This is a genomic window from Bradyrhizobium sp. USDA 4502, assembly GCF_054063355.1.
The window spans coordinates 2,278,741-2,304,469 of sequence record NZ_JBSSGF010000001.1 but is presented as its reverse complement, the minus strand read 5'-3'; the positions used below and the strand labels follow the sequence as shown (position 1 = coordinate 2,304,469).

Annotated in this window: 21 protein-coding genes and 1 pseudogene; 7 read left to right on the top strand and 15 right to left on the bottom strand. The window is 66.0% G+C overall.

The annotated features are described in order from the left end of the window. The first annotated feature begins 531 nt into the window (after positions 1–531). Entirely contained in the window at positions 532–1,113 is a 582-nt protein-coding gene (locus ACVW1B_RS10270) for a phasin (protein ID WP_456821581.1), read from the top strand. Between the two features lie 344 nt (positions 1,114–1,457). Here ACVW1B_RS10270 and ACVW1B_RS10265 read toward each other — a convergent pair whose 3' ends face one another. The 3 genes and pseudogenes from ACVW1B_RS10265 to ACVW1B_RS10255 form a co-directional block, all read right to left on the bottom strand. Further along, on the bottom strand, positions 1,458–2,294 hold the full coding sequence (locus ACVW1B_RS10265; protein ID WP_083714948.1) for a Crp/Fnr family transcriptional regulator: 837 nt from the start codon (positions 2,292–2,294) through the stop codon (positions 1,458–1,460). 233 nt (positions 2,295–2,527) lie between these two features. Beyond that, positions 2,528–3,229 carry an RlmE family RNA methyltransferase gene (locus tag ACVW1B_RS10260; protein ID WP_456821580.1) on the bottom strand — a complete coding sequence of 234 codons (702 nt, stop codon included), beginning with the start codon at positions 3,227–3,229 and terminating at the stop codon, positions 2,528–2,530. Between the two features lie 166 nt (positions 3,230–3,395). Then, positions 3,396–4,440 (bottom strand): annotated as a pseudogene (locus ACVW1B_RS10255) (Ppx/GppA phosphatase family protein). A gap of 218 nt (positions 4,441–4,658) precedes the next feature. Here ACVW1B_RS10255 and ACVW1B_RS10250 point away from each other — a divergent pair. Continuing rightward, positions 4,659–7,031, top strand: coding sequence for a xanthine dehydrogenase family protein molybdopterin-binding subunit (locus tag ACVW1B_RS10250; protein ID WP_456821579.1), 2,373 nt, complete (start codon positions 4,659–4,661; stop codon positions 7,029–7,031). Positions 7,032–7,198: 167 nt separating this feature from the next. Here the strand turns inward: ACVW1B_RS10250 and ACVW1B_RS10245 are convergent, their stop codons facing one another. After that, positions 7,199–8,002 carry a hypothetical protein gene (locus tag ACVW1B_RS10245; protein ID WP_456821578.1) on the bottom strand — a complete coding sequence of 268 codons (804 nt, stop codon included), beginning with the start codon at positions 8,000–8,002 and terminating at the stop codon, positions 7,199–7,201. Between the two features lie 135 nt (positions 8,003–8,137). Here ACVW1B_RS10245 and ACVW1B_RS10240 point away from each other — a divergent pair, with 135 nt between their 5' ends. From ACVW1B_RS10240 to ACVW1B_RS10230, 3 genes are all read left to right on the top strand, one after another. Beyond that, complete coding sequence (locus ACVW1B_RS10240; RefSeq protein ID WP_456821577.1) at positions 8,138–8,638, top strand: YaiI/YqxD family protein; 501 nt, start codon at positions 8,138–8,140, stop codon at positions 8,636–8,638. Positions 8,639–8,642: 4 nt separating this feature from the next. Beyond that, positions 8,643–10,460, top strand: coding sequence for an ABC-F family ATP-binding cassette domain-containing protein (locus tag ACVW1B_RS10235; protein WP_456780847.1), 1,818 nt, complete (start codon positions 8,643–8,645; stop codon positions 10,458–10,460). A gap of 127 nt (positions 10,461–10,587) precedes the next feature. Further along, positions 10,588–11,667 carry a D-TA family PLP-dependent enzyme gene (locus ACVW1B_RS10230; protein ID WP_225641319.1) on the top strand — a complete coding sequence of 360 codons (1,080 nt, stop codon included), beginning with the start codon at positions 10,588–10,590 and terminating at the stop codon, positions 11,665–11,667. Between the two features lie 111 nt (positions 11,668–11,778). Here the strand turns inward: ACVW1B_RS10230 and ACVW1B_RS10225 are convergent, their stop codons facing one another. Beyond that, a complete protein-coding gene (locus ACVW1B_RS10225; protein WP_092081807.1) occupies positions 11,779–12,681 on the bottom strand; it encodes a LysR family transcriptional regulator in 903 nt (300 codons plus the stop codon). 93 nt (positions 12,682–12,774) lie between these two features. On the opposite strand from ACVW1B_RS10225, the gene ACVW1B_RS10220 reads away from it, so the two are divergent. Beyond that, on the top strand, positions 12,775–13,992 hold the full coding sequence (locus tag ACVW1B_RS10220) for an MFS transporter (protein ID WP_310882388.1): 1,218 nt from the start codon (positions 12,775–12,777) through the stop codon (positions 13,990–13,992). A gap of 77 nt (positions 13,993–14,069) precedes the next feature. Here ACVW1B_RS10220 and ACVW1B_RS10215 read toward each other — a convergent pair whose 3' ends face one another. From ACVW1B_RS10215 to ACVW1B_RS10175, 9 genes are all read right to left on the bottom strand, one after another. Continuing rightward, the gene (locus tag ACVW1B_RS10215) at positions 14,070–15,290 is read right to left on the bottom strand and encodes an NAD(P)/FAD-dependent oxidoreductase (RefSeq protein WP_456780848.1); all 1,221 of its coding nucleotides are present in this window, start codon (positions 15,288–15,290) and stop codon (positions 14,070–14,072) included. 2 nt (positions 15,291–15,292) lie between these two features. Continuing rightward, the gene (locus ACVW1B_RS10210; protein WP_456780849.1) at positions 15,293–16,210 is read right to left on the bottom strand and encodes an SDR family NAD(P)-dependent oxidoreductase; all 918 of its coding nucleotides are present in this window, start codon (positions 16,208–16,210) and stop codon (positions 15,293–15,295) included. A gap of 260 nt (positions 16,211–16,470) precedes the next feature. Then, a complete protein-coding gene (locus tag ACVW1B_RS10205) occupies positions 16,471–16,617 on the bottom strand; it encodes a hypothetical protein (RefSeq protein ID WP_225159189.1) in 147 nt (48 codons plus the stop codon). A 195-nt stretch (positions 16,618–16,812) separates the two neighbouring features. Then, complete coding sequence (locus ACVW1B_RS10200; RefSeq protein WP_016846543.1) at positions 16,813–17,292, bottom strand: MaoC family dehydratase; 480 nt, start codon at positions 17,290–17,292, stop codon at positions 16,813–16,815. A gap of 13 nt (positions 17,293–17,305) precedes the next feature. After that, a complete protein-coding gene (locus tag ACVW1B_RS10195) occupies positions 17,306–19,030 on the bottom strand; it encodes an AMP-binding protein (protein ID WP_456780850.1) in 1,725 nt (574 codons plus the stop codon). A gap of 130 nt (positions 19,031–19,160) precedes the next feature. Continuing rightward, positions 19,161–20,048 carry a 3-hydroxyisobutyrate dehydrogenase gene (gene mmsB, locus ACVW1B_RS10190; RefSeq protein WP_076826580.1) on the bottom strand — a complete coding sequence of 296 codons (888 nt, stop codon included), beginning with the start codon at positions 20,046–20,048 and terminating at the stop codon, positions 19,161–19,163. Positions 20,049–20,073: 25 nt separating this feature from the next. After that, entirely contained in the window at positions 20,074–21,156 is a 1,083-nt protein-coding gene (locus tag ACVW1B_RS10185) for an enoyl-CoA hydratase/isomerase family protein (RefSeq protein WP_253609108.1), read from the bottom strand. Next, complete coding sequence (locus ACVW1B_RS10180; RefSeq protein ID WP_229191190.1) at positions 21,153–22,298, bottom strand: isobutyryl-CoA dehydrogenase; 1,146 nt, start codon at positions 22,296–22,298, stop codon at positions 21,153–21,155. Before ACVW1B_RS10180 ends, ACVW1B_RS10185 begins: the two co-directional genes overlap by 4 nt. A gap of 120 nt (positions 22,299–22,418) precedes the next feature. Then, the gene (locus ACVW1B_RS10175; protein ID WP_253609109.1) at positions 22,419–23,915 is read right to left on the bottom strand and encodes a CoA-acylating methylmalonate-semialdehyde dehydrogenase; all 1,497 of its coding nucleotides are present in this window, start codon (positions 23,913–23,915) and stop codon (positions 22,419–22,421) included. A gap of 121 nt (positions 23,916–24,036) precedes the next feature. Here ACVW1B_RS10175 and ACVW1B_RS10170 point away from each other — a divergent pair, with 121 nt between their 5' ends. After that, positions 24,037–24,951 (top strand): LysR family transcriptional regulator, encoded by a 915-nt coding sequence (locus ACVW1B_RS10170; RefSeq protein WP_456821576.1) that lies wholly within the window; start codon positions 24,037–24,039, stop codon positions 24,949–24,951. Between the two features lie 164 nt (positions 24,952–25,115). On the opposite strand, the gene ACVW1B_RS10165 is transcribed toward ACVW1B_RS10170, so the two are convergent. Then, on the bottom strand, positions 25,116–25,727 hold the full coding sequence (locus ACVW1B_RS10165) for a TetR/AcrR family transcriptional regulator (RefSeq protein ID WP_253609110.1): 612 nt from the start codon (positions 25,725–25,727) through the stop codon (positions 25,116–25,118). Between the last annotated feature and the right edge of the window lie 2 nt (positions 25,728–25,729).

Here is a 25,729-nt window from a genome sequence, read left to right as displayed (position 1 = left end):
CAGCTCCGCAGACCGTGCAGATCGCATCACCCGTATGCGGCACCAAGAACTTCTCTTCGGTGCGTCTGTACTCGGCGCCGCAATTGCATTGAACAATGGTCGCCATCTGGGAAATATGCGCTTGCGTCGCCCGATTTTCCAGTCCTGCAAGAAACGGCCCCAGTGCGCGAAACCTGACGCTGCACCAAGGCCGCCAACCCAGTTGGGGTTTTCTCCCGGTGGGCTTGGGGGGCATTGGCCGGGAGCAAAGGAGTCGACTCCAGCCGCGCACCGAGGTTCCAAGCAGTCGCGTCGAAATGTCGTGCTGCGCGCCTTCAGATCGGGATGACACCCGACTACCCACCCTCCTGAGGCAAGCGGTCGGGATGTCCAGCCGCATCGGCTGCGCCTCCGCCGCGATCGGTGGCCGAACGCCCCACAGTGCCACCATACGACGGTCGTTTCGTCCCGGAAAAAAATCTCCGCGAGAGTCAGAAAGCGAACGGAAGCTGCACCTCCGATCCTGCATAGTCCTGCTCAAGCGGGCACGCGGTGACCCGGCATCAGCAAAAAAACCAAGTGGAAGGGAGCACTCCAGCTGCGCTTCCCCAGCGTCCGTGCACCGCGAGGCGCGGATTTTCCTTGATTTTGTTTCGCTTGAAAGGATCAGAGCCAGTGAGTGACGTCCAGACGAATGAAGTGAGCGACAATCCGAAAGCCGGCGGCTTCAGCCTGCCCCTGTTCGCGCTGCCCCAGGCCTTTCAGGGCATCGCCGAACAAAATGCGACACGCGCCCGGGAACAGTTCGAGAAGGTCAAGGAAGCCTCGGAGGAAATCTCCGTCTTGCTCAAGGAGGCATATGCGGTCAACGCCAAGGGCGCTGCGGATTACGCAGCCAAGGTGATCGAGATCTCGCATTCCAACGCCAGTTCGGCCCTCGCTTTCATATCCGAACTCGCCGGCACCAGGTCGCTGTCGGAAGTCATCCAGCTTTCGGCCGATCACGGCCGCAAAAATTTCGAAGCGACGACCGCGCAGAACAAGGAGCTCTGGGAGATCGCGAAGAAAGTCGCGACCGAGACCTCCGAGCCGATCAAGAAGAGCTTTGCCAAGGCCTTGAAAACACCTTCCTGAGGAGCCGCCCCCCCCCCCCCCCCGCTCCCAGGCCGGCTGGACCAAGCGTCTCCGTCAGAAGAGGCACGGTCCAGCCGACGGTGCGCGGGACCAGCAATTCCTGACATTGGAGGAGGACCAAGGTGGGCGTCATCATGATCAAATGCCCGCGGACGGGACGTGCGATCAATACCGGCATGAAATCCGACCGTGAGACGTTCCGGTGCAGCACCGTGTTCTTTTCGCGCAGCTATTGCACGAGCTGTCGGACCAATCACGAATGGTTCGCCAGGGACGCGTGGGTGCACGAACCCGAGCACGAATTGCGCAAGGCGTCCTGACATCCGCGCTTGCGTAATCCTTATTCAATGGCTTCGTGATCGCTCAGCACCCGCGCCGCGCGTATGTGCATGAACCTTGTCGCCATTGGTCCACGGTCCGGCGTGCGAACGCCGAGGTCCATGTGGCGGCGCGCCGTGACCGGACGACCTCATCCCTTCCGCAGATATGATGCGGTCGATCCTGCCGCGCATGATCTCGTAGCATTCACAGGCCGCGGTTTCGAGCCGCGGCCTGTCGACCTCGATCGAGCTCCGCCGGTTGGAGCGGATTGCGCCCGAGGCGCGAAGCTTGTGCACGACGTGGGTCACGGTCGTTCGTCGCACGCCCAGCAATTCCGACAGCGTCTCCTGCGTCAGCGGCAGCGTGTCGTCGCCGATCTGATCGTGAACCTGCAACAACCACCGGGCCAGGCGGGCCTCCACGGAATGGAGCGCATTGCACGCCGCGATATGCTGGAACTGAACCAGCAGCGACCGCATATGGAGCTGCACCGCGCTGCCAAGCGCGTGACTGTGCGCGAGCGCGGCGTGAAATCGTGCCGGCGAAATCTGCCACGTCGTGCCCGCGACGCGAACCACCGCGGTCATCGGCGAGCGTATCGACCTGAGTGTCGACAGGATGCCGGCGGCGCCCTCATTGCCGATCATTGTCGTCGCAACGGCCTGTCCGTTCGGCATGTCCATAACGAACGCGATCAATGCCGTGCAGGGAAAATAGATCTGTTCGACGAGGTCGCCCGACCGCACCAGCACGGCGTCGCGTTCGAGCGATATCTTGCGGAGATGAGGCGCAAGCAAATCAAGGTCGGCGGGCGGCAAGGCCGCCAGAAGGCGATTACCTATACTCGACCTGCGTTCCATCACGGAAGAGCTCCGCAAGACGGAGGCGCGGCTCGCTGCACAAACCTGCCGTGGCGCCAGGCCGAAATACGCAACGAACTGACCGCGCCGGGAAGATAGAATACGCCGTAACGGGAAGAGTTCCAATGGATTCAGGTCAGCTCGCGACGCGCTCGCGTACCGGGCAGCGCTCCGGCCGGGCCCTATGAGGGATCTGGATTGCCTTCGCGGAGGCTTCGGCGAACGCGTCGTCGCTACGTCCCGCGCGATGACGGCTGTTGCTGCCCGCGAAATCCCGTCGCCAGCACATAGCGCTCCGACGAATCCTGCCGGCTGGCGGACGGCTTGACGTGGCGGACGGTGGCGAAATCGCGCTTCAGCTGCGCCACCAGCTCGGCGTCGGCGCCGCTCTGGAACACCTTTGCCAGGAACGTGCCGCCGGGATTGAGCACCTCGCCGGCGAAATGCGCGGCGGTCTCGACCAGGCCGATGATGCGCAGCTGATCGGTCTTGCGATGGCCGGTGGTGTTGGCGGCCATGTCGGACATCACGATGTCGGCGCGGCCGCCCATCATCGCGATCAGTTTTTCCGGCGCGTCGTGGTCGAGGAAGTCGAGCTGCGCGAAGGTGACGCCGGGAATCTCGCCCATCTCCAGCAGATCGATTGCGACCACCTTGCCCTTGCCGTCGACAGCACCGGTCCGCTTGGCCGCAATCTGGCTCCAGCCGCCGGGCGCCGCGCCGAGGTCGACCACGGTCATGCCCGGCTTGAGCAGACGGTATTTGTCGTCGATCTCGAGCAGCTTGAAAGCTGCGCGGGAGCGGTAGCCCATCGCCTTGGCCTTGGCGACATAGGGATCGTTCAGCTGGCGCTCGAGCCAGAGTTTTGACGACAGCTTGCGCTTGCCGGCGCTCTTGACCGTGACGTGCAGCCGCCCGGTGGTGTCTTTCGCCATACTGCTTCTCTACTCCCTCGCCCCGCTCTTGCGGGGAGAGGGTTGGGGTGAGGGGCTGGTTCCGCAATGAAGGTGAGAGATGCGCTCGTGGAAAGTCCCCCTCACCCGGATTGCATTGACATGCAATCCGGCCTCTCCCCGCAAGCGGGGCGAGGCAAGAGAAGCTCTAGCACGCCCGCAGCGCGCCGTCCTCGCGCATCATCTCGACCAGCATGCCCTCGCGCAGGCCGCGATCAGCGACGCGGAGCCGCGGCATCGGGAACGCGTTGCGGATCGCATCTAGGATCGCGCAGCCCGGCGAGCACCAGATCGGCGCGCTCGACGCTGATGCAGTTGTTGTTGACGCGCGCCTCATAGCTCATGCCGAGCAGCTTCTGGATCGTCGCGGTAACGTCGCAATCGTTCATCCAGATGCCGTCGATGCGGCGGCGGTCGTAGCGCGACAGATTGAGGAACACGCCGGCGAGCGTGGTCACGGTGCCGGAGGTGCCGAGCATGTGCATGTCGCGCAGATCCTTGCCGTGCTCGGCCGCGAACGGCGCGACGTGCCGCGCAACCTCATCGATCATCCGCGCATACAGATCCCTGGTGACGTTCTTGCCGCCGAAATGTTCGGCCAGCGTGACGACGCCGAGCGGGATCGACATCCATGCCTTGATGCGTGGCGCCGCGTCGGGCGCGTTGGGGTCGCGCTCGATCCGCACCAGCTCGGTCGAGCCGCCGCCGATATCGAACAGGATGGCGCCCCGCCCCTTCGGATCGAGCAGCGGCGAGCAGCCGATCACCGCGAGCGTCGCCTCGGTCTCACGATCGATCACCTCGAGCTTGATGCCGGTCTCGGCCGCCACCCGCGCACGGAAGCTCTCGGCATTGCCGGCGGCGCGGCAGGCCTCGGTGGCGATCAGGCGGAGCCGGCGCGCCTTGCGATAGCGAATCTTGTCGCTGCAGATGGCCAGTGCGGCAATCGCCCGCTCAATCGCGGCCTCGCTGATCGAGCCCGTGGCGGCGATGCCCTCGCCGAGCCTGATGATCCGCGAGAATGAATCGACCACGCGGAACCCGTCGCCGGTGGGACAGGCGATCAACAGCCGGCAATTGTTGGTGCCAAGGTCCAGCGCGGCGTAGACGCCACTTTCCGCCGCTGCCGCAACCAACCCTGGCGGGGCTTCGCTGGCCGGGGGGCCGTCGCAAAGCCGCACATGGTCGTTCATCAAAACTGTCTTTCCGCGGGACCCCAGGGGGATCCGTAGGATCCTTTAGGCCCGCCGAATAATTATCGTTCACGGAAACTTTAGCAGCGTCAAAGCCCTACGCAAACTCCGTTCACATTGGGTCCATGCCCAATCGGGCGTTGTCGTTAAGGGGGGTGTGCGTTATCTCCTCAGCGCCCCCAAACTCCAGCAAATCCGGGCATTTCAGGTCATTTTCGATGCAAGATCACACGCCGCCTGCCTCCCTCGAAAACGCTATCGCACTGCAAAAATACGGTGTCGGACAGCCTGTTCGACGAAAGGAGGACGACACCCTGGTGCGCGGCAAGGGCAAATACACCGACGATTTCTCGCTGCCCGGCCAGGCCTATTGCTGGATGGTTCGCTCCTCGCATGCCCACGGAATCATCAAGGGCATCGATAAGGCGGCGGCCGGGGCGATGCCGGGCGTGCTCGGGGTCTGGACCGGCGCTGACCTTGCGGCCGCCGGCTACAACCCCTTCACCTGCGGCCTGCCGCTGAAGAACCGCGATGGCTCCCCGCTCAAGCAGACCAACCGCCCCGCGCTCGTGACCGACAAGGTGCGCTTCGTCGGCGATCCCGTCGCCTTCGTGGTCGCGGAGACCGCGGCGCAGGCGCGCGATGCCGCCGAGGCCGTCGAGGTCGATATCGAGCCGCTGCCCGCGGTGACCGACGCAGCTGAAGCCGCCACGCCCGGCGCGCCGCAGCTCTATGACGACATCCCTGATAACGTCGCGCTCGACTATCACTATGGCGACACCGCCAAGATCGAGGCGGCGTTCGCCGGCGCGGCGCACGTCACCAAGCTCGACATCGTCAACACCCGCGTCGCCGTGGTCTCGATGGAGCCGCGCGTCGCCCTCGCGCATTACGACAAGAAAACCGAACGCTTCACGCTGCAGGTGCCGACCCAGGGCGTCTCCGGCAACAAGGCGATCCTGGCGCGCCTGCTCAACGTGCCCGCCGACAACGTCCGCATCCTCACCGGCAATGTCGGCGGCTCGTTCGGGATGAAGAACCTCAACTATCCCGAATACACCTGCATCGCGCATGCTGCGCGTGAACTGGGCCGTCCGGTGAAGTGGCTGGACGAGCGCTCGACCAGCTTCCTCTCCGACAGCCAGGGCCGCGCGCAGCTGATCCATGCCGAGCTCGCGCTCGATGCCGACGGCAAGTTCCTCGCGGTGCGGCTGTCCGGCTACGGCAATCTCGGCGCCTACATCACCGGCGTCGCGCCGGGCCCGCTGTCGCTCAACACCGGCAAGAACCTCGCCAGCGTCTATCGCACGCCGCTGCTCGGCGTCGACATCAAGACGGTCCTGACCAACACCACGCTGATGGGCGCCTATCGCGGCGCCGGCCGGCCCGAGGCCAATTACTACATGGAGCGGCTGATCGATGCGGCCGCCGACGAGATGGGCATCAACCGCTTCACGCTGCGCAAGCGCAACTTCATCAAGCCGTCGCAGCTGCCGTTCCCGGCGGCGTCCGGCGTCACCTATGACAGCGGCGATTTCGCCGGTGTGTTCCAGAAGGCGCTGGAGATCTCCGACTATGAGAACTTCGCCAAGCGCAAGAAGGAGAGCAAGAAGAGCGGCAAGCTGCGCGGTATCGCCGTCGGCTCCTATCTCGAGGTCACCGCGCCGCCGAGCGGCGAGCTCGGCAAGATCAGCTTCGAGCCCGATGGCTCGGTGAAGCTCACCACCGGCACGCTGGATTACGGCCAGGGCCACGCCACGCCGTTCGCGCAGGTGCTGTCTGACCAGCTCGGCGTGCCCTTCGAGAAGATCACCCTCGAACAGGGTGACAGCGATCTGGTGCGCTTCGGCAACGGCACCGGCGGCTCGCGCTCGATCACCGCAACGGGGCAAGCGATCGTCGAGGCCTCGGCGCTCGTCGTCGAGAAGGGCAAGAAGGCGGCCGCGCACATGCTGGAGGCCTCCGAGGCCGACATCGAATTCGGCGCCGGCCGCTTCACCATCGCCGGCACCGACCGCTCGATCGGCATCATGGAGCTCGCCGAGCGGATGCGCTCCGGCAAGATGCCCGAGGGCACGCCGGACACGCTCGGCGTCGATCACGCCACCAAGGAGACGGCGTCGACGTTCCCGAACGGCTGCCACGTCGCCGAGGTCGAGATCGATCCCGACACCGGCGTGACGCGGATCGTGCGCTACTCGGCGGTCAACGATTTCGGCGTCGTGGTCAATCCGATGATCGTCGCGGGTCAGCTGCACGGCGGCGTCGCGCAGGGCATCGGCCAGGCGCTGATGGAGGAAGTCAGCTACGACGCATCAGGCCAGCCGATCACCGGCTCGTTCATGGACTACGCGCTGCCGCGCGCCGGCGACGTGCCGTCGATGCTGGTCGGCGATCATCCTTCGCCGGCGAAATCCAACCCGCTCGGCACCAAGGGCTGCGGCGAGGCCGGCTGCGCCGGCAGCCTCGTCTGCATCGTCAACGCCGTGGTCGACGCGCTGTCGGAGTACGGCATCAAGCACATCAACATGCCGCTGACGCCCGAACGCGTCTGGCGCGCGATCCAGGACGCCAAGGCGAGCGCGGCATAAGGGCTCTCCTGCTCCCTCGCCCCGCTCTTGCGGGGAGAGGGCTGGGGTGAGGGGCTCCATCCGGCGAGCAAGGTCGTTGTAACTGGAATTGTGCCTTGCCCCTCACCCGGATCGCATCTGCGATGCGATCCGACCTCTCCCCGTGAAGAACGGGGAGAGGTGGAAAGTTACGCCGCGGCCTGCTCGCGCGGCTGGGTGATCGCGATGTGCCAGCAATGCGCGAGCGGCGCGCCGTTGCCGAGCACCAGCGCATCGAGCTCGACGAAGCGGTGGCCCTTCTTGTCGTAATTGCCGGTCACCTTGGCGCGCGCGGTCAATTCGTCGCCGATCTTGCCCGCTGACAACAGCTGCATGCGGGTGCCGACATGGATCCAGGGCCCGAGGATCGCATTGTCGACCAGCACCTTGTTCATCACCCGCGGCAGCAGGCCGGGATGGCCGAGACCCTCGCGCAAGTAAATCGGGTCGGTCTCCCTGATATCGGCGAGATATTCCTTCGCGGCATCGCCCGACCAGTCGCGCGGGATGGTGCCGAGCCACTTGCCCTCCTCATAGGACGACGCACTGACCGGCTTGCGCTCGGCGACAGCTGCGATCTGCTTGTAGTCGTCGAGCACGAATTTCGGCGCCGACGGCGGCAGCGATGCGGTGCCGGTCGCGCAGAGCTCGCCGCGGCTGTGGAGTTCGATCGTCAGCCCATTGCCGGTCTCCTGGCCGGTCAATTCCGCGATCTCGCCGTCATAGACCGGCTTGACGAAGCGCGCCTCGATCAGGCCGCGCGCGAGGAAATCGCGGCCCCATTTCTCGACCGGCAGGTGCATCATGTAGGCCATCACGTCGACGCCGGGCACCAGCCCGCCGGAAAAGCCGAACTTGCGGGCCACCGTGTCGTCGTGGATCTTGTTCTCCGACAGTTTCGAGGTGTTGTACGCCGAGACGCGGTAGGTCAGCGAAGGCGTCTTCGAATCCATGGGGTTTCCCCTTATTTCCGTTGTTTTTCTCAGGCAATCGTAGTCGAACCGGGCAGCGTGACAAGCCTCTCGTTTTGCTCGCTATTTTCCGCCCGATGGAGTACACGCAGGCCGCGCCTGCCAACCCTGGAATCGATGACTGAAACCCCTGCTCCCACCCGCATCTATGTCGACGCCGACGCCTGCCCGGTGAAGGACGAGATCTATCGCGTCGCGATCCGGCTCGGCGTGTCCGTCAGCGTGGTCGCGGGCAATTTCATCCGCGTGCCGCAGGATCCGCTGATCGAGCGCATTGCCGCCGGTTCCGGCATGGATGCCGCCGACGACTGGATCGCGGAACGCGTGCATGAAGGCGACGTCGTGATCACGGCGGACATCCCGCTGGCGAGCCGCTGCGTCAAGGCCGGCGCCGATGTGATCGCGCCGAACGGCAAGCCGTTCACCGAACAGTCGATCGGCATGACGCTCGCGGTGCGCAATCTGATGACCGATCTGCGCTCGTCGGGCGAGATCACCGGCGGGCCGAAATCATATTCGCCGCGCGACCGCTCGACCTTCCTGTCGACGCTCGACCAGACCATCCGCCGTATCCAGCGCCGTCGCGCCGAGCAGGCGCAGGCGAGCCAGCCGGGTTAGCGCGATGGCTCCGCCTCCTCTGATCCAGCTCAAGGACATCAGCCTGACCTTCGGCGGCACGCCGCTGCTGACGGGCGTCGAGCTGTCGGTCTCCGCCGGCGAGCGCGTCTGCCTGATCGGCCGCAACGGTTCCGGCAAGTCGACCCTGCTGCGGATCGCGGCCGGCCTGGTCGAGCCTGACGCCGGCAGCCGCTTCGTGCAGCCCGGCGCCACCATCCGCTATCTGCCGCAGGAGCCGGATTTCGGCGAGCACAAGACGACGCTCGCCTATGTCGAGGCCGGCCTCGGGCCCGGCGACGACCATTACCAGGCACGCTATCTGCTTGAGCAGCTCGGCCTCACAGGCGAGGAAGATCCCGCGCATGTCTCCGGCGGCGAGGCGCGCCGCGCGGCGCTGGCGCGCGTGCTGGCGCCCTCGCCCGATATCCTGCTGCTGGACGAGCCGACCAACCATCTCGACCTGCCGACCATCGAATGGCTCGAGGCCGAACTGGAAAGCCGGCGCTGCGCGCTGGTGCTGATCAGCCACGACCGCCGCTTCCTCACCAATCTGTCGCGCACCACGGCCTGGCTCGACCGTGGCCAGATCCGGCAGATCGAGCGCGGCTTCGGCGCCTTCGAGGCGTGGCGCGACGAGGTGCTGGCGGAGGAAGAGCGCGAGCAGCACAAGCTCGACCGCAAGATCGTCAACGAGGAGCACTGGCTGCGCTACGGCGTCTCCGGCCGCCGCAAGCGCAACGTCAAGCGGCTCGGCAATCTCTTTGCGCTGCGCGACCAGCGCCGCAACTATCGCGGCGCCACCGGCAATGCCACGCTCGCCGCCGCCGAAGCCGAGAAGTCCGGCCGCCTGGTGATCGAGGCCAAGAACATCGCGAAGGCGTTCGGCGAGCGCAAGATCGTCGACGGCTTCTCGACCCGGATCCAGCGCGGCGACCGGCTCGGTATCGTCGGCCCGAACGGCGCCGGCAAGACCACATTGGTGCATCTGTTGATCGGCAACGATCCGCCCGACTCCGGTTCGGTGCGACTCGGGGCCAATATCGAGATGGCAACCCTCGACCAGCACCGCGAGAGCCTCGACCCGAAGCTGACGCTGGCCGAGGCGCTGACCGGCGGCCGCGGCGACCACGTCATGGTCGGCGACAAGTCGAAGCACGTCATCGGCTATATGAAAGACTTCCTGTTCGCGCAAGAGCAGCGCGGCACGCCGCTAGAAGCGCTCTCCGGCGGCGAGCGCGGCCGGCTGATGCTGGCGCGCGCGCTGGCCAAGCCGTCGAACCTCTTGATCCTGGACGAGCCGACCAACGACCTCGACCTCGAAACCCTCGACGTGCTCGAGGACATGCTCGGCGATTACGAGGGCACCGTGATCCTGATCAGCCACGACCGCGACTTCCTCGACCGCGTCGTGACCTCGGTGATCGTGCCCGAAGGCCAGGGACGCTGGATCGAATATGCCGGCGGCTATTCCGACATGCTGGCGCAGCGCGGCGCCGACGTGAAGCGCGAGACGGTGAAGGCGGAAGCCGCGACCGAAGAGAAGAAGGAAGCCAAAGCCGCGGCGCCCGAGGCAGCACCGAGGCGCCGGCTGAGCTTCAACGAGAAGCACGCGCTGGAGACCTTGCCGAAGACGATCGACAAGCTGCACAACGAGATCGCCAAGCAGCAGAAGCTGCTCGACGATCCCGATCTCTATACAAAGGATCGCAAGAAATTCGACGCCGCCTCGGCCGCGATCGCAAAGGCACAGCAAGAGCTCGCTGCCGCCGAGGACCGCTGGCTCGAGTTAGAGGTGCTGCGCGAAGAGATCGAGCAGGCATGAACACAATGATTCTTGCCGTCATTGCGAGGAGCGGAGCGACGAAGCAATCCATGCAACCGCAGATGCGGGCAGATGGATTGCTTCGCTCCGCTCGCAATGACAGAAACTCTGCAATGGAGCCGCCCCGATGACCACGCCCCTCGCCGCCAAGATCGCCAAGGAATACGGCACGCCCTGCGCCGTGATCGACATGGACCGGGTCGAGCGCAACATCGCGCGCATCCAGAAGGCCTGCGATGAGGCCGGCGTCGCCAACCGCCCGCACATCAAGACACACAAGAACCCGATGCTGGCGCAGCTGCAGATCAAGGCCGGCGCCAAAGGCATTACCTGCCAGAAGCTCGGCGAGGCCGAGATCATGGCGGACGCCGGCATCGACAACATCCTGATCAGCTACAATCTGCTCGGCGACGAGAAGATGGCACGGCTCGGCGCGCTGCAAGGCAAGGCCAACGTCACCGTCGCCGCCGACAATTCCGTCGTCGTCGGCGACCTGCCGAAGGCCGCCGCCGCCTCCGGCCGCCCGCTCTCGGTCGTGGTCGAATGCGACACCGGCCGCAAGCGCGCCGGCGTCGAGACGCCGGCCGAGGCGATCGCGCTGGCGCGCGAGATCGCAGCCTCCAAAGGCCTCAGCTTCGCGGGCTTCATGCTGTATCCGACCGAGACCGGCTGGGCCGATGCGCAGAAATTCTACGACGAGGCGCTGGCCGGCGTTCGCGCCCACGGCCTCGACGCGACCATCGTCTCCACCGGCGGCACGCCGAACCTGAAGAACCTCGGCAAGCTGAAGGGCGGCACCGAGCATCGCTTCGGTACTTACATCTACAACGACCGCATGCAGGTCGCGGCCGGCGTCGCGACCTGGGACGATTGCGCGCTGCATATTTATTCCACCGTCGTCAGCCGCGCCGGCCCCGAGCGCGGCATCCTCGATGCCGGCTCCAAGACGCTGACCTCGGACACCGGCGGCCTCGAAGGCCACGGCCTGATCCTCGAACATCCGGAGGCCAGGATCGCGCGCTTCGCCGAGGAGCACGGCTTCCTCGATCTGTCTCGCAGCAACACGCGGCCCAATGTCGGCGACGTGGTGCGGATCGTGCCCAATCACGTCTGCGTCGTCGTCAACATGATGGACGAGGTCGTGATGGTTCGCGGCGACGAGATCATCGGTGCGCTGCCGGTGACGGCGCGGGGGAAATTGCGGTAGCCGCGTACACAGACCTTGTAGGATGGGTAGAGCGTAGCGAAACCCATCATGTCACTGCGGATCGAAGTTGATGGGTTTCGCTTCGCTCTACCCATCCTACGAACTCCGCATTTACTCCCGCATCAGCGCCTGCAGCTCGCGGTCCAGCGCCGCGCGAAACACTTCGATCGGCCGCGCCAGGCGGCCGGCGGGCGGGCGATGCACGATCCAGGCGCGGACTGCGGGATTGAAATCCGCGATCTTCACGGCCTTCAGCCGGCTACGGATCGGGCTTCGTTTCAGCGCCACCGGCGTCACGAGGCCGATGCCGAGCCCGCGCGCCACCAGCGACAGCCGCAGCTCGCTGTCGAGCGCCTCGACCGCGATGTTGAACGGCAGATGCGCCGCATCGAATTGACGCTTCAGCGTCTGGCGAAAGCCGCAGCCGTCCTGGTTGATCACCCATCCGGTCCGCGACAGCCATTCGAGATCGACCGACTTCGGCGTCTTCATGTCGCGCGCGACGACGAACACCACCGGCTGCGCGCCGAGATCGCAGGCCGCGAGATCGTCGGGCGGCGCCGTGCCGTCAGGAAGGCAGATCGCCGCGGCATCGAGCTCGTTGCGGCTGACCCGCTCCATGTGGTTGGGCGACCAGCCCGAGACGACACGCACCGCCAGCGCCGGAAATTCGCCGCGCACCGCGTCGAGCGGACCGGTGAGCCCCGCCTCCGACAAAAACGGCGTCAGGCCGAGCCTGAACTCACCGCGCACCACGCCGTCATTGGCGACGCCTGACTTGAGGTCGTCGAGCATGCGCAGCAGCCGGCGGCCCTGCTCATAGGCCTCGATTCCCGCCGCCGTCGGCTTCAGCGGCTTCGATAGCCGGTCGAGCAGCTGCGCGCCGAGCATCTCCTCGAGATTCTGGATCCGCCGCGTCACGCCGGGCTGGGTCAGGTTCAGCCGCGCCGAGGCCGCGACGATCGATCCGGTCTCGACGACGGCGACGAACGCCACGAGGTCATGGGTGTTCATAATAATCTCGCATATTCTTCATCATCTTATTTGAATTGTAGCATATTATCCCGATCCCCTAAAGGGGGCCTCGCCACTCCATCGCGAGGTCCCATGACCATCTCCGAAGCCACCAAACTCTCCCCGGCGCGCACCGTCGCCGTGCGTCCGCTGATCTGGATCGGCGCCATCACGACCGGCACCGTCGTCACCAATCTCTTTGCGCCGCAGATCCTCGTTGGCCTGATGGGCCGCTCGCTCGGCATGACCGCGCTAGAGGCCGGCCTGATCTCGACGTTGACCCTGCTCGGCTACGCGCTCGGGCTGCTGCTGCTGGTGCCGCTGGTCGACCTCGTCGAGAACAAGCGGCTGATCCTGCGCACGTTGGCCTGCGCTATCGTCGCGGCGATCGGCACCGCGATGGCGCCGACGCCGCTGATCCTGCTGGCCGCCACCTTCATCCTTGGCGCGTCGTGCGCCGCGATCCAGATGGTGGTGCCGCTGGTGGCGTCGATGGTGCCGCCGGAGCGCCGGGGACAGGCGATCGGCGATGTGATGAGCGGCCTGATGATCGGCATCCTGCTGTCGCGGCCGATGGCGAGCCTGATCGCGGACAGCTGGAACTGGCGCGGCTACTATGTCACCTCGGCCGTGCTGATGACGGTGCTCGCCGGCGCACTGGCGCGCACCCTGCCGACGCTGCAGCCGGCAGCGAAGGTCAGCTACGGCGCGCTGCTGCGTTCGTTCCCGACACTGCTGCGCGAGGAGCCGGTGCTGCGCGTCCGCTCCTGGACCGCGGCGCTGGTGATGGCCTCGTTCACCGCGTTCTGGGCCGCCGTGGCGCTGCGCCTGCCGGATGCGCCGTTCAAGCTCGACGCCAGGGGGATCGCGCTGTTCGCGCTGATCGGCGTTGCCGGCGCTGTCGCGACACCGCTGGCCGGCCGCTGGGGCGACCGTGGCCTGGCACGGCCGATGCTGATCGGCTCGCACCTCCTGATATCGGCATCGCTGGCGCTGTGCGCGTGGGCCGGGGTGATGGAGTCGCGGATCGCAGCACTCGTCGTGCTGAGCGCCGGCACCATCCTGCTCGATCTCGGCATCACCACCGACCAGACGCTCGGCCGCCGCGCCGTCAACCTGCTGCGCCCCGAGGCGCGCGGCCGCATCAACGGCCTGTTCGTGGCGCTGTTCTTCATCGGCGGCGCCGTCGGCGCGGCAGCGGCATCCGCGGCGTGGAGCTTTGGTGGCTGGACAGCTGTGTGCGCAGTGGCTGCGGCGTTCGGTGTGCTCGGCTTGATCACGGACATCGCGACGAAGACGGGCTCGGAATGAGCGGCATCGCGTAGGATGGGTAGAGCCAACGGGTCCGCGCAAAGCGCGGCCCCGTTGGCTCTACCCATCCTACAGAGCTACGATTTCTGCACGAACCATCGTAACACGCCCCTCCCAGCTGCGACGCCGGTTGCAAACGACGCCTGCAACAGATAGCCGCCGGTCGGCGCTTCCCAATCGAGCATCTCGCCGGCCACGAAGACGCCGGGCAGCCGCCGCAGCATGAACTGCGTGTCGAGTTCGTCGAACCTGATCCCGCCGGCGCTCGAGATCGCGCGAGCGATCGGCGCCACGCCGGTGACCTTGATCGGCACCGCATTGATCAGCTCGGCCAATTCCGCCGGCGGCAGCGCGGTCAGCGAACGGCCGGCGGCGACGGTCGCCTCCTGCAACAGCCCGATGCCGACCGGCGAGAGCTGCGCGGCCTTGCGCAGGAAATTGGAAAGGGATTGCTTGCCCTTCGGCGCCGACAGACGCGCGACCAGTTCGTCGCCCGCAGCATCGGGCCGCAACGCCGCCGTCAGTGTCGCCGTTCCCTTCGCGAGCACCGCCTCGCGCAATTCCGCCGACAGCGCATAGATCGCACCGCCTTCGATGCCGGCATCGGTGACGATGGCCTCGCCGCGCACCGTATGCGAGCCGATCGTGAGCGCGACGCCCTTGAGCGGCTGGCCCTCGAACCGGTCGCGGAAGATATTCGACCAGGCAACCGTGAAGCCGGAATTGGCTGGCTTGATCGGCGCCACGGCAACGCCCTTCGCGGTGAGGATCTCCGCCCAGGCGCCGTCCGAGCCGAGCCGCGGCCAGCTCGCGCCGCCGAGTGCCAGCAAGGTTGCATCGGCATTGACTGTGCGCTGGCCGTCCGGCGTCTCGAACAGCAGTCCGCCGCGCGCGTCCCATCCGGCCCAGCGATGCCGGAATGCGAACGCAACGCCGGCGGCATCGAGCCGCCGCAGCCAAGCGCGCAAGAGAGGCGATGCCTTGAACGCCTCAGGGAATACGCGGCCGCTGCTGCCGACGAATGTCGGCTGCCCCAGCGCATCGCTCCAGGCGCGTAAGGCATCGGGCGGAAATGCCTCGACCGCAGCCTTCAGATGCGGCATCGCCTCGCGATAGCGCGCAAGGAAATCCGGCAGCGGCTCGGAGTGGGTGAGATTGAGCCCGCCACGGCCGGCCATCAGGAACTTGCGGCCGGCCGACGGCATCGCGTCGTAGACGGTGACCTGTGCGCCACCTTGCGCGAGCACCTCCGCCGCCATCAGGCCGGCAGGTCCGGCTCCGATGACGGCGACGCTCATGCTCAGAGCTTGATCCCGGCCCGCGCGGCGGCCTGGGCGACGTACTTCTGCGTCTGCTCGAACGCGCCCTGCAGCGCCGTCGCGGTCGACATGTCGCTGATCGCGTTGAAGTGAGCGGCGACGCCGTCCGGCGTCCATTCGGACTGCGGCAGGTTGACGCCTTCGGTCTCCAGCACGCGGATCACGGCAAACGAGCCGGCGCCGGCGCCCATGATGGTGCGGGTCGGTGCGTCCTCCGAGAGCAGGAATTCGACCGCGGGCGTGATCGCTTCCGGCTTCATCAGCGCCAGCGCCTGCGGCGGCAGCAGTTCCTCGGTCATGCGGGTCGCCGCCGTCGGCGAGATGGTGTTGACCTTGATGTTGTTCTTGCGGCCCTCTTCGGCGAGCACGTTCATCAGGCCGACCATGCCGGCCTTCGCCGCGCCGTAATTGGCCTGGCCGAAATTGCCGAACAGGCCGGACGACGAGGTCGTCAGCACGATGCGGCCGTAGTTGCGCTCGCGCATGCCGGCCCACACCGCCTTGCAGCAGTAGAAGGTGCCGGTGAGATGCACGTCGAGCACCTTGGCCCAGTCGGCGACCTCGAGCTTGGTGAACGACTTGTCGCGCAGGATGCCGGCATTGGCGCACAAGAGATCCACGCTGCCCCACTCCTTGGTGGCGCGCTCGACCATCGCGGTGACCTGCTCGAAGTTCGAGACGTCGACGCCGTCGGCCATCGCGGTGCCGCCGGCTTTCCGGATCTCCTCGACCACGGTCTCGGCCGGCGACAGCGACCCACCGGTGCCGTCGCGCGCGCCGCCGAAATCGTTGACCACCACCTTGGCGCCGCGGCTGGCGAGCCCCAGCGCATGCGCCCGTCCGAGACCATTGCCCGCGCCGGTGACGATAGCGACGCGTCCGTCAAACCTGATTGCCATGCCGTAAATTCCTGTTCTTCCCTTCTCCCCTTGTGGGAGAAGGTGGCGCGCGCCAGCGCGCCGGATGAGGGGTCTGTCTCCGCGAGCTCAAGCGAGAGTCTTTGCGTGGAGACAGACCCCTCACCCGGCTTCGCGTGCCGCGAAGCCACCCTCTCCCACAGGGGGAGAGGGTGGAGACGCTCGCGATTGGCAGCTTTTGAGCAGCGATGGATGGCCGGGTCAAGCCCGGCCGGGGCAGCCAAGGACGGCCAGCGGGCGCGCTAGACCGAAGGGGTCATCGATCCGCAGGGTTTCAGGCTTTTGAGCAGATGTCCGCTCCAGCACTCGTGATGCTCTTGAGCGTAGCTAATCGCACCGATCACAATCAAAGCGACTACGACAATTCCGGCGACGATGTTTTGCACCATGGCTGCCACTCCCGGGACCGCACCGCCTAAAGCGGGCATCATGGACACCAGGGAACACAGCCGTCAATGCGCCACATGGGCCAGAGCAGAGCATCGCCAAAAAAATCAGATTGGGGTGGCTCGCTGCACCTCCCCCGCTTGCGGGAGAGGTGGCGCAACTCTTCGCGGTTGCAACACAACCGCGTCTTGTGACCCTCAGCTGAAATAGATCAGTCCGAGCCAGTCGGCGACCAGCGCGGGCTTTTCCTCGCCCTCGATCTCGACCGTGACGTTGGTGCGCGACAACAACTCCTTCGGCTTGCGCAGCGTGGCTTCGGCCAGCACGAAGCGGCCGCGGACGCGCTTGCCCGAGCGCACCGGCGAGATGAAGCGCAGCTTGTCGAAGCCGTAATTGACGCCCATCGCGGTGCCCTCGAGCACCGGCATCACCTCGTAGGACATGATCGACATCAGCGACATCGTCAGGAAGCCATGCGCGATCGTGGTGCCGAAGGCGGTCTCCTTCCTGGCGCGCTCGGGATCGACGTGAATGAACTGGTGATCCTCGATCACGTCGGCATAGGTGTCGATGCGGCCCTGATCGAGCAGGTGCCACGAGGACACGCCGATCTCCTTGCCGACCATGCCCTGGTAGGTTTCCAGCGACACCGGCGGCTTCTTCCAGACTTCGTTCATTGGCTAACCTCTGCTAACCGGAGGTCCGCACCTTCTGCAGCTCCGGAAATTCTTCCTCGCGGAACTCGACCCCGCGCAACGCATCGCTTCTGACATCGTCGTGTTCGAGCCGGCGCAACTGCACGCGACGGATTTTTCCAGAAATCGTCTTCGGCAGTTCGGTGACCAGCTCGAGCTTGCGGATGCGTTTAAACGGTGCGAGCCGCGTGTGCAAATGTTTGAAGATCGACAGCGCGGTCTCCGGCGTTCGTTCGACGCCTGATACCAGCAGCACATAGGCCTTCGGGACCGCCAGCCGGATCGGGTCCGGGCTCGGCACCACGGCGGCTTCGGCCACCGCGTCGTGCTCGAGCAGCACGCTCTCCAGCTCGAACGGTGAGATGCGGTAGTCGGAGGATTTGAAGACGTCGTCGGTGCGACCCACGAAGGTCAGATAACCCTCGTCATCGGTGAACACGACGTCGCCGCTGCGATAGATCTCGCCGTCGGTGCCGATCAGCTTGCCGTCGTCGCCCTGATAGCCCTGCATCAGGCCCGCCGGCCGGTCTGCGCCGAGCAGCAAGGTCACCTCGCCTTCCTTCGCGGGGTGGCCGTCATTGTCGGTGACCTGCACGCGATAGCCCGGCAGCGGCCGGCCCATCGAGCCGACCTTCACCTTCTGTCCCGGCGAGTTGCCGGCCAGCGCGGTGGTTTCGGTCTGGCCGTAGCCGTCGCGGATGGTCAGCCCCCAGGCCGATTTGACCTGGTCGATGATCTCGGGATTGAGCGGCTCGCCGGCGCCGCACACCTCGCGCAGCGAGACCTTGAAGCTCGCAAGGTCCTCCTGGATGAACATCCGCCACACCGTGGGCGGCGCGCACAGCGTGGTCACTCCGCAGCGGCCGATGATCGAGAGCAGTCCCTTCGCCTCGAAGCGTGGCTGATTCGCGATAAAGATCGTTGCGCCGGCATTCCACGGCGCGAAGAAGCAGCTCCAGGCATGCTTGGCCCAGCCGGGCGAGGAGATGTTGAGATGGATGTCGCCGGGCTGCAGCCCGATCCAGTACATGGTCGAGAGATGGCCGACCGGATAGCTGCGCTGGCTGTGCCGCACCAGCTTCGGCTTTGCCGTGGTGCCCGAGGTGAAATAGAGCAGCATCGGATCGTCGGCCTTGGTCGGGCCATCGGGCGTGAACGCCTCGGGCGCCTTCGCCGCATCCTCGAACGGCAGCCAGCCGTCCTGCGGCTGCGTCGCGCCGACCACGATACGGGCGAGCTTGTCGCTGCCGAGGCCGACGAACTTCGCGACCTGATCCTGCGTGGCGACCACCGCCCTCGCCTTGCCGCGGTCGAGCCGGTCGCGCAATTCATCCGCGGTCAAGAGCGTGGTGGCGGGGATCACGACGACGCCGAGCTTCATCGCCGCCAGCATGGTCTCCCACAGCGGCACGACATTGCCGAGCAACAGCAACAGATGATCGCCGCGCTTCAGCCCCTGCGCGCGCAGGAAATTTGCAACCTGGCTTGAGCGGCGCGACAGCTCGGCGAAGGACAGCTTGGTCTCGTTGCCGCTGGCGGCATCGACGATCCACAGCGCCGGCCGGTCGCGGCTGTCAAGATTTCGCGCCAGTTCGGCATCGAACCAATCGAGCGCCCAGTTGAACGGCACCGGATCGGGCCAGCGAAATCCCTTCACCGCGGCGTCGTAGTCGGTGCGGTGCTTGAGCAGAAAGGCGCGTGCGTCCTGAAATGTGGTCATCCGGCTTCACCACGTATTCTGTCGTCATCCTGAGGAGCCGCGCATTGCGCGGCGTCTCGAAGGATGGCCACGGACACCATCTTTCCATCCTTCGAGGCTCGCTCCGCTCGCATCTCAGGATGACGGCGATTTACTTCGGGGCAAGGGCCCTAACGTGCTGGATAATTCCGGAAAAGTCGACCCCGCCGTGGCCCGACGCGTCGAAGGTCTTATAGATCTCCTGCGCGTGCTTGCCGAGCGGCGTGACCGCGCCGGCGGCATTGGCGGCGTCCTGCGCCAGGGTCAGGTCCTTGACCATCAGGTTCGAAGCAAAACCCGGCTTGTAATCGTTGTTGGCCGGCGACGTCGGCACCGGGCCGGGAACCGGGCAATAGGTCGTCAGCGACCAGCACTGTCCCGACGAGGTCGAGGCGACGTCGAACAGCGCCTGGTGCGACAGGCCGAGCTTTTCGGCGAGCACGAAAGCCTCGCCGACCGCGATCATGGAAATACCGAGGATCATATTATTGCAGATCTTGGCTGCCTGCCCTGCACCGCCCGCGCCGCAATGCACGATCTTCTTGCCCATGTTTGCCAACATCGGCTGGGCCGCCGCGAATGCCTTCGGCTCGCCGCCGCACATGAAGGTCAGCGTCGCGCCCTTGGCGCCACCGGTGCCGCCGGAGACCGGCGCATCGACCGAGGCCATGCCGTGCTTGGCAGCCAGCACATGCGCCTGCTTTGCGCTTTCGACGTCGATGGTCGAGCAGTCGATGATCAGCGCGCCGTTGGCCATCGCGGGCAGCACCTCGTTCCAGACACCGAGCACGTGCTTGCCGGCCGGCAGCATGGTGATGACGACATCGGCGCCCTTCACCGCAGCAACGCTGCTCTCGGCGATCGCGGCGCCATCACTCCTGGCCTGATCGCGAGACGCTGCGACCAGATCGAACGCGGTCACCTTGTGGCCGGCCTTGACCAGATTGGCGGCCATCGGCCCGCCCATATTGCCGAGCCCGATGAATGCGACGTTTGCCATGGGAAGTCCTCCGCTTGCGACGTTTCTATTTGCTGTCGGGAAATTTCAATTCGTCAGCGCCGATCTCGGCGAAGTAAGGCGTGAGCATCTCCGGCGTCACCTGTTCGATCCCGGCCGGCGACCATGTCGGATTGCGATCCTTGTCGATGACGGCTGCGCGCACGCCCTCGCGGAAATCGTCGCTGGCGAACACCTCGAGCGCGGCGCGATATTCGCGCTTCAGGCACTCTTCCAGCGTCGCGGTCGCGCGCGCCAGCCGCAGCAGTTTCAGCGTCACCACCATGCCGCGCGGCGACTTCTCACTGAGCGTCTTTAGCGTGGCCTGCGCCATATCCGATCCGTCGGCCGTCAGCGCGGCGACGACGTCCTCCATCCGGCCGTGTGCGAACCAGCCGTCGATTTTGGCCTGCATCGCGGCGACAGGGCCAGCCCTCTCGCTAGTGGCGAAGCCTCCGATCAGCCGATCAATCTCGGCCGAACTCGTACCCGGCGTAACCTTGGTCAGCGCCTCGCGCAGCGCCGGCAGCTTTGCGCTCGGCACCACGGCGTCGGCGAATTTGGCGTAGATCGCATCGGGTCCGTTCATGGTGGTGCCGGTGAGCCCGAAATAGGTGCCGATCTCACCCGGCGAGCGCGACAGCAGATAGGTGCCGCCGACATCGGGGAAGAAACCGAGGCCGACCTCGGGCATCGCGAGCTTGGTCCGCTCCGTCACCACGCGGTGGCGGCTATGCGCCGACAGCCCGACGCCGCCGCCCATCACGATGCCGTCCATGAAGGCGACATAGGGCTTTGGGAACTTCTTGATCCGCGCGTTGAGGATGTATTCGTCGCGCCACAGGATCTTGCCGAGATCGCCCTTGACCTTCGAGCTCTCCCAGAGCGCGCGGATGTCGCCGCCGGCGCACAGGCCACGCTCGCCCGCGCCCTCCAGCACGATGACAGCGACATCGGGATCGGCCTCGAACGCATCGAGCGCCCTGTCGATGTCGTGGAACATCTCCAGCGTCACGGCATTGATCGCCTTCGGCCGGTTGAGCCGGATAATGCCGGCAGAACCTTCCTTGCGCGCGATCAGGTCGCCCTCGGCTGCTGCCGCATCATTCATCGCGCGCCCTCGATCAACTTGCGCGACACGATCAGCCGCATGATTTCATTGGTGCCTTCGAGGATCTGGTGCACGCGCAGATCGCGCACGATCTTCTCGACGCCGTATTCGCTGAGGTAGCCGTAGCCACCATGCAGCTGCAGCGCCTGGTTGGCGACCTCGAAGCCGACATCGGTGCCAAACCGTTTTGCCATCGCGCACAGCATGGAAGCGTCCGGATCCTTGCGGTCGAGCGCGGCGGCCGCCCGCCACAGGAAGGTGCGTGCGGCTTCCAGCTCGGTCGCCATGTCGGCGATCTTGAATTGCAGCGCCTGGAATTCGTCGAGGCGTTTGCCGAATGCCTTGCGGTCCTTCATGTAGGCCAACGCCTTGTCGAGCGCCGCCTGCGCGCCGCCGAGCGAGCACGCCGCGATGTTGAGGCGGCCGCCGTCGAGGCCGGCCATCGCGATCTTGAAGCCGATGCCCTCCTCCCCGAGCCGGTTCGCGACCGGCACGCGCGCGTTCTCGAACATCACAGCGCGGGTCGGCTGTGCATTCCAGCCCATCTTGCGCTCGTTAGCGCCGAACGACACGCCCGGCGTCTTGCCGTCGATCACCAGCGTCGAGACGCCGCCCGGACCGTCGCCGCCGGTGCGCACCATCGCCACCAGCAGGTCGGTGCTGCCGGCGCCGGAGATGAACTGCTTCTGGCCGTTGAGCACGTAATGATCGCCGTCGCGCACCGCGCGGGTGCGCAGCGCGGCCGCGTCGGAGCCGGCGCCCGGCTCGGTCAGGCAGTAGCTCGCGATCAGCTCCATGGTGCAGAGCTTCGGCAGCCATGTGTGGCGCTGGATGTCGTTGCCGTAGGCATCGATCATCCAGGACGCCATGTTGTGGATCGAGATGAAGGCCGACGTGGTCGGGCACCCCGTCGCCAGCGCCTCGAAGATCAGCGCCGCGTCGAACCGCGTCATCGCCGAGCCGCCGACATCGTCCTTGATATAGATGCCGCCGATGCCGAGGCCTGCCGCCTCGCGCATCACGTCGACTGGAAAGTGCTTTGTCTCGTCCCATTCGAGCGCGTGCGGCGCGATCTTCTCCGCCGCAAACGCCCGCGCCATGTCGCGAACCGCGATCTGGTCCTCGTTGAGAGCGAACTGCATCTCGCCGCCTAGCCCTGAAGGTTACCCCACCGTCATTGCGAGGAGCGAAGCGACGAAGCAATCTTCCACGCGGGGGATAGATGGATTGCTTCGCTGCGCTCGCAATGACGTTCCCGGAAATCACTTCATCGTCGGGATCGAGAACTCCGCGCCTTCCTTGACGCCGGACGGCCAGCGCGAGGTCACCGTCTTGGTCTTGGTGTAGAAGCGGATCGAGTCCGGACCGTGCTGGTTGAGGTCGCCGAAGCCGGACTTCTTCCAGCCGCCGAAGGTGTAATAGGCGATCGGCACCGGGATCGGCACGTTGATGCCGACCATGCCGACATTGACCTTGGCGGCGAAGTCGCGCGCGGCGTCGCCGTCGCGGGTGAAGATCGCGACACCGTTGCCGTAGTCATGGTCGGACGGCAGCGCCAGCGCCTCGTGATAGTCGTGGGCGCGCACCACCGAGAGCACCGGGCCGAAGATCTCTTCCTTGTAGATCCGCATGTCCTTGGTGACGTTGTCGAACAGCGAACCGCCGAGATAGAAGCCCTTCTCGTAGCCCTGCATCTTGAAGCCGCGGCCGTCGACCGCGAGCGTCGCGCCTTCCTTGATGCCGATGTCGATGTAGCTCTTGACCTTCTCGACCGCCTCGCGGGTCACCAGCGGGCCGTAATCGGCCGACGGATCGACCGAGGTGCCGATCTTGAGCGACTCGACGCGCGGGATCAGCTTCTCCATCAGGCGGTCGGCGGTGGTCTTGCCGACCGGCACCGCGACCGAGACGGCCATGCAGCGCTCACCGGCGGAGCCGTAGCCGGCGCCGATCAGCGCATCGACCGTCTGGTCCATGTCGGCATCCGGCATCACGATGGCGTGGTTCTTGGCGCCGCCGAAGCACTGGCAGCGCTTGCCGGTCTGCGCGGCGCGCTCGTAGATGTACTGCGCGATCGGGGTCGAGCCGACGAAGCCGATCGCCTTGATATCGGGATCGTCGAGGATGGCGTCGACCGCCTCCTTGTCGCCGTTGACGACGTTGAGGATGCCGGCCGGCAGGCCCGCCTCGATCATCAGTTCGGCGAGCATCATCGGCACGCCGGGATCGCGCTCCGACGGCTTGAGGATGAAGGCGTTGCCGCAGGCGATCGCCGGCGCGAACTTCCACATCGGGATCATCGCCGGGAAGTTGAACGGCGTGATGCCGGCGACCACGCCGAGCGGCTGGCGCATCGAATAGATGTCGATGCCGGGGCCGGCGCCCTCGGTGTACTCGCCCTTCATCAGATGCGGGATGCCGCAGGCGAACTCGGCGACCTCGAGGCCGCGCTGGATGTCGCCCTTGGCGTCGGGAACGGTCTTGCCATGCTCGCGCGCCAGCAGCTCGGCGAGCTTGTCGTAGTCGCGCTGCACCAGCTCGAGGAACCGCATCATGACGCGGGCGCGGCGCTGCGGGTTGGTGGCGGCCCATTCCGGCTGCGCGGCCTTGGCGTTCTCGACCGCGGCGCGGAGCTCGGCCTTGGAGGCCAGCGCCACCTTGGCCTGGACGTCGCCGGTCATCGGCTCGAAGACGTCAGCCGTACGGCCCGACGTGCCCTTGACCTCCTTGCCACCGATGAAATGTCCGATTGAGCGCATGGAAAAACCTCCCTGAAGCACCTGAATCGCCGCTCCTCGCGGCGGGATCGCTTTACAAACCCTATTGACCCTGCATTTTATGGGATTCAAGTCCGATAAATTGCACCATAGATGTGCGGAAATGCTGGATCAAGGCGGCGGCACAATCGACTGGGACGACTTCCGTTTCGTGCTTGCCATCGTGCGCGGCGGGTCGGTTTCGGCTGCCGCCAAGCAGCTCGGCGTCGATCATGCCACAGTGATCCGCCGTGTCGACCGGCTGGAGCGCCACCTCTCCGCAAAACTGTTTGATCGGCGCAAGACCGGCTATCTGCTGACCGAGGCCGGCCAGCGCGTCGCCGACAGCGCGGAGGCGATGGAATCCACCATCGTCGCCAACCAGGAGGCGGTCGGCGGCTCGCGCGCCCACCTCACCGGCACGGTGCGGATCGGCGCGCCCGACGGCTTCGGCAGCCACTTTTTGGCCTCGCGGCTGGTCAAGTTCACCGAGCGGTATCCCGATCTCGATCTGCAGCTCGTCGCCACCGCGCGGCTGTTCTCGCTCTCCAAGCGCGAGGCCGACATCGCGATCAGCCTGACCATGCCGAAGGAAGGCCGCATCGTCGGCCGCAAGCTCCTAGACTACACGCTCGGGCTTTATGCCGCACCCGCCTATCTCGCCCAGGCGCCGGCAATTGTTGCGCGCGCCGACCTGCCGCGGCACCGCTTCGTCGGCTACATTGAGGAGCTCCTGTTCACGCCGGAGCTCGACTATCTGCCGCAGGTCTCGCCGAAGATCTCGGCGAAATTCCGCAGCGCCAATCTGATCGCGCAGCTCAACGCCACCATCGCCGGCTTCGGCATCGCCGTGCTGCCGCACTTCATGGCAACGGCCCACCCCGAGTTGCAGCCGGTGCTGCCGGACGACGTGCGGATCTCCCGCACCTTCTGGCTGCTGATGCACGCCGACAGCAAGGACCTCGCCCGCATCCGCGCGGTGGCGGACTACATCTACGAGACGGTGGAAGCCGAGCGCGCGCTGTTCAGCGGGGTGTGAGGCGGACACCGTGTTATTCCCGTCATCCTGAGGAGCGCGTAGCGCGTCTCGATGGATGCACGGCCCGGCTGGTGGCCGTCGACCCTTCGAGACGCGCGCGATGCGCGCTCCTCAGGGTGACGGACCGAGTATTAGGCGCGCCGCGCCAGTTGGCGCTTAAAGCGCTAATTCACCTTCTTCTTCGCCGGTGCCTTGGCCCCAGCGGCGCGCCCCAGCACCGCCTCGCGGCCCGCCGACAGGATCTCGTCGGACATTTCGCCGCTGCCGGCGATGCGCGACATCACGATGGTGCCCATCATGGTCGCCAGCGTCGCCATCGCCTGCTTGCGGGCGGTCTTGCGCGGCACGTCGATGATCTGGTCGGCCATCATGTCGATCATCTGGTCGAGCTTGAGGGCAAACGCCTTGCGGGTCTTCGGGCTCTCGCGGGCGATCTCGGCGCCGAGCGCCGGGATCGCGCAGCCCTGGCCGGGATCGTCGCGGTGCACCGCCGAAAGATAGCCGTCGATGATGGTCGAAAGCCGCTTCTCCGGCGGCGTGTCCGCGGCGACCTTGCGCCAGCGCTCTATGGCGCGGTCCATCGCGTAGCTGAAGGCCTCGATCACCAGCGCCTCGCGCGAGTCGAAATGCGCGTAGAAGCCGCCATGGGTCAGGCCGGCGTCCTTCATCAGGTCGGCGACGCCGATGCCGTGGGCGCCCCGCTCGCGCAGCCGCGTCGCGGCCTTCTTGACGATCCGCGCGTGGGTCTCCTGCTTGTGTTCTTTCGAATAGCGCATGC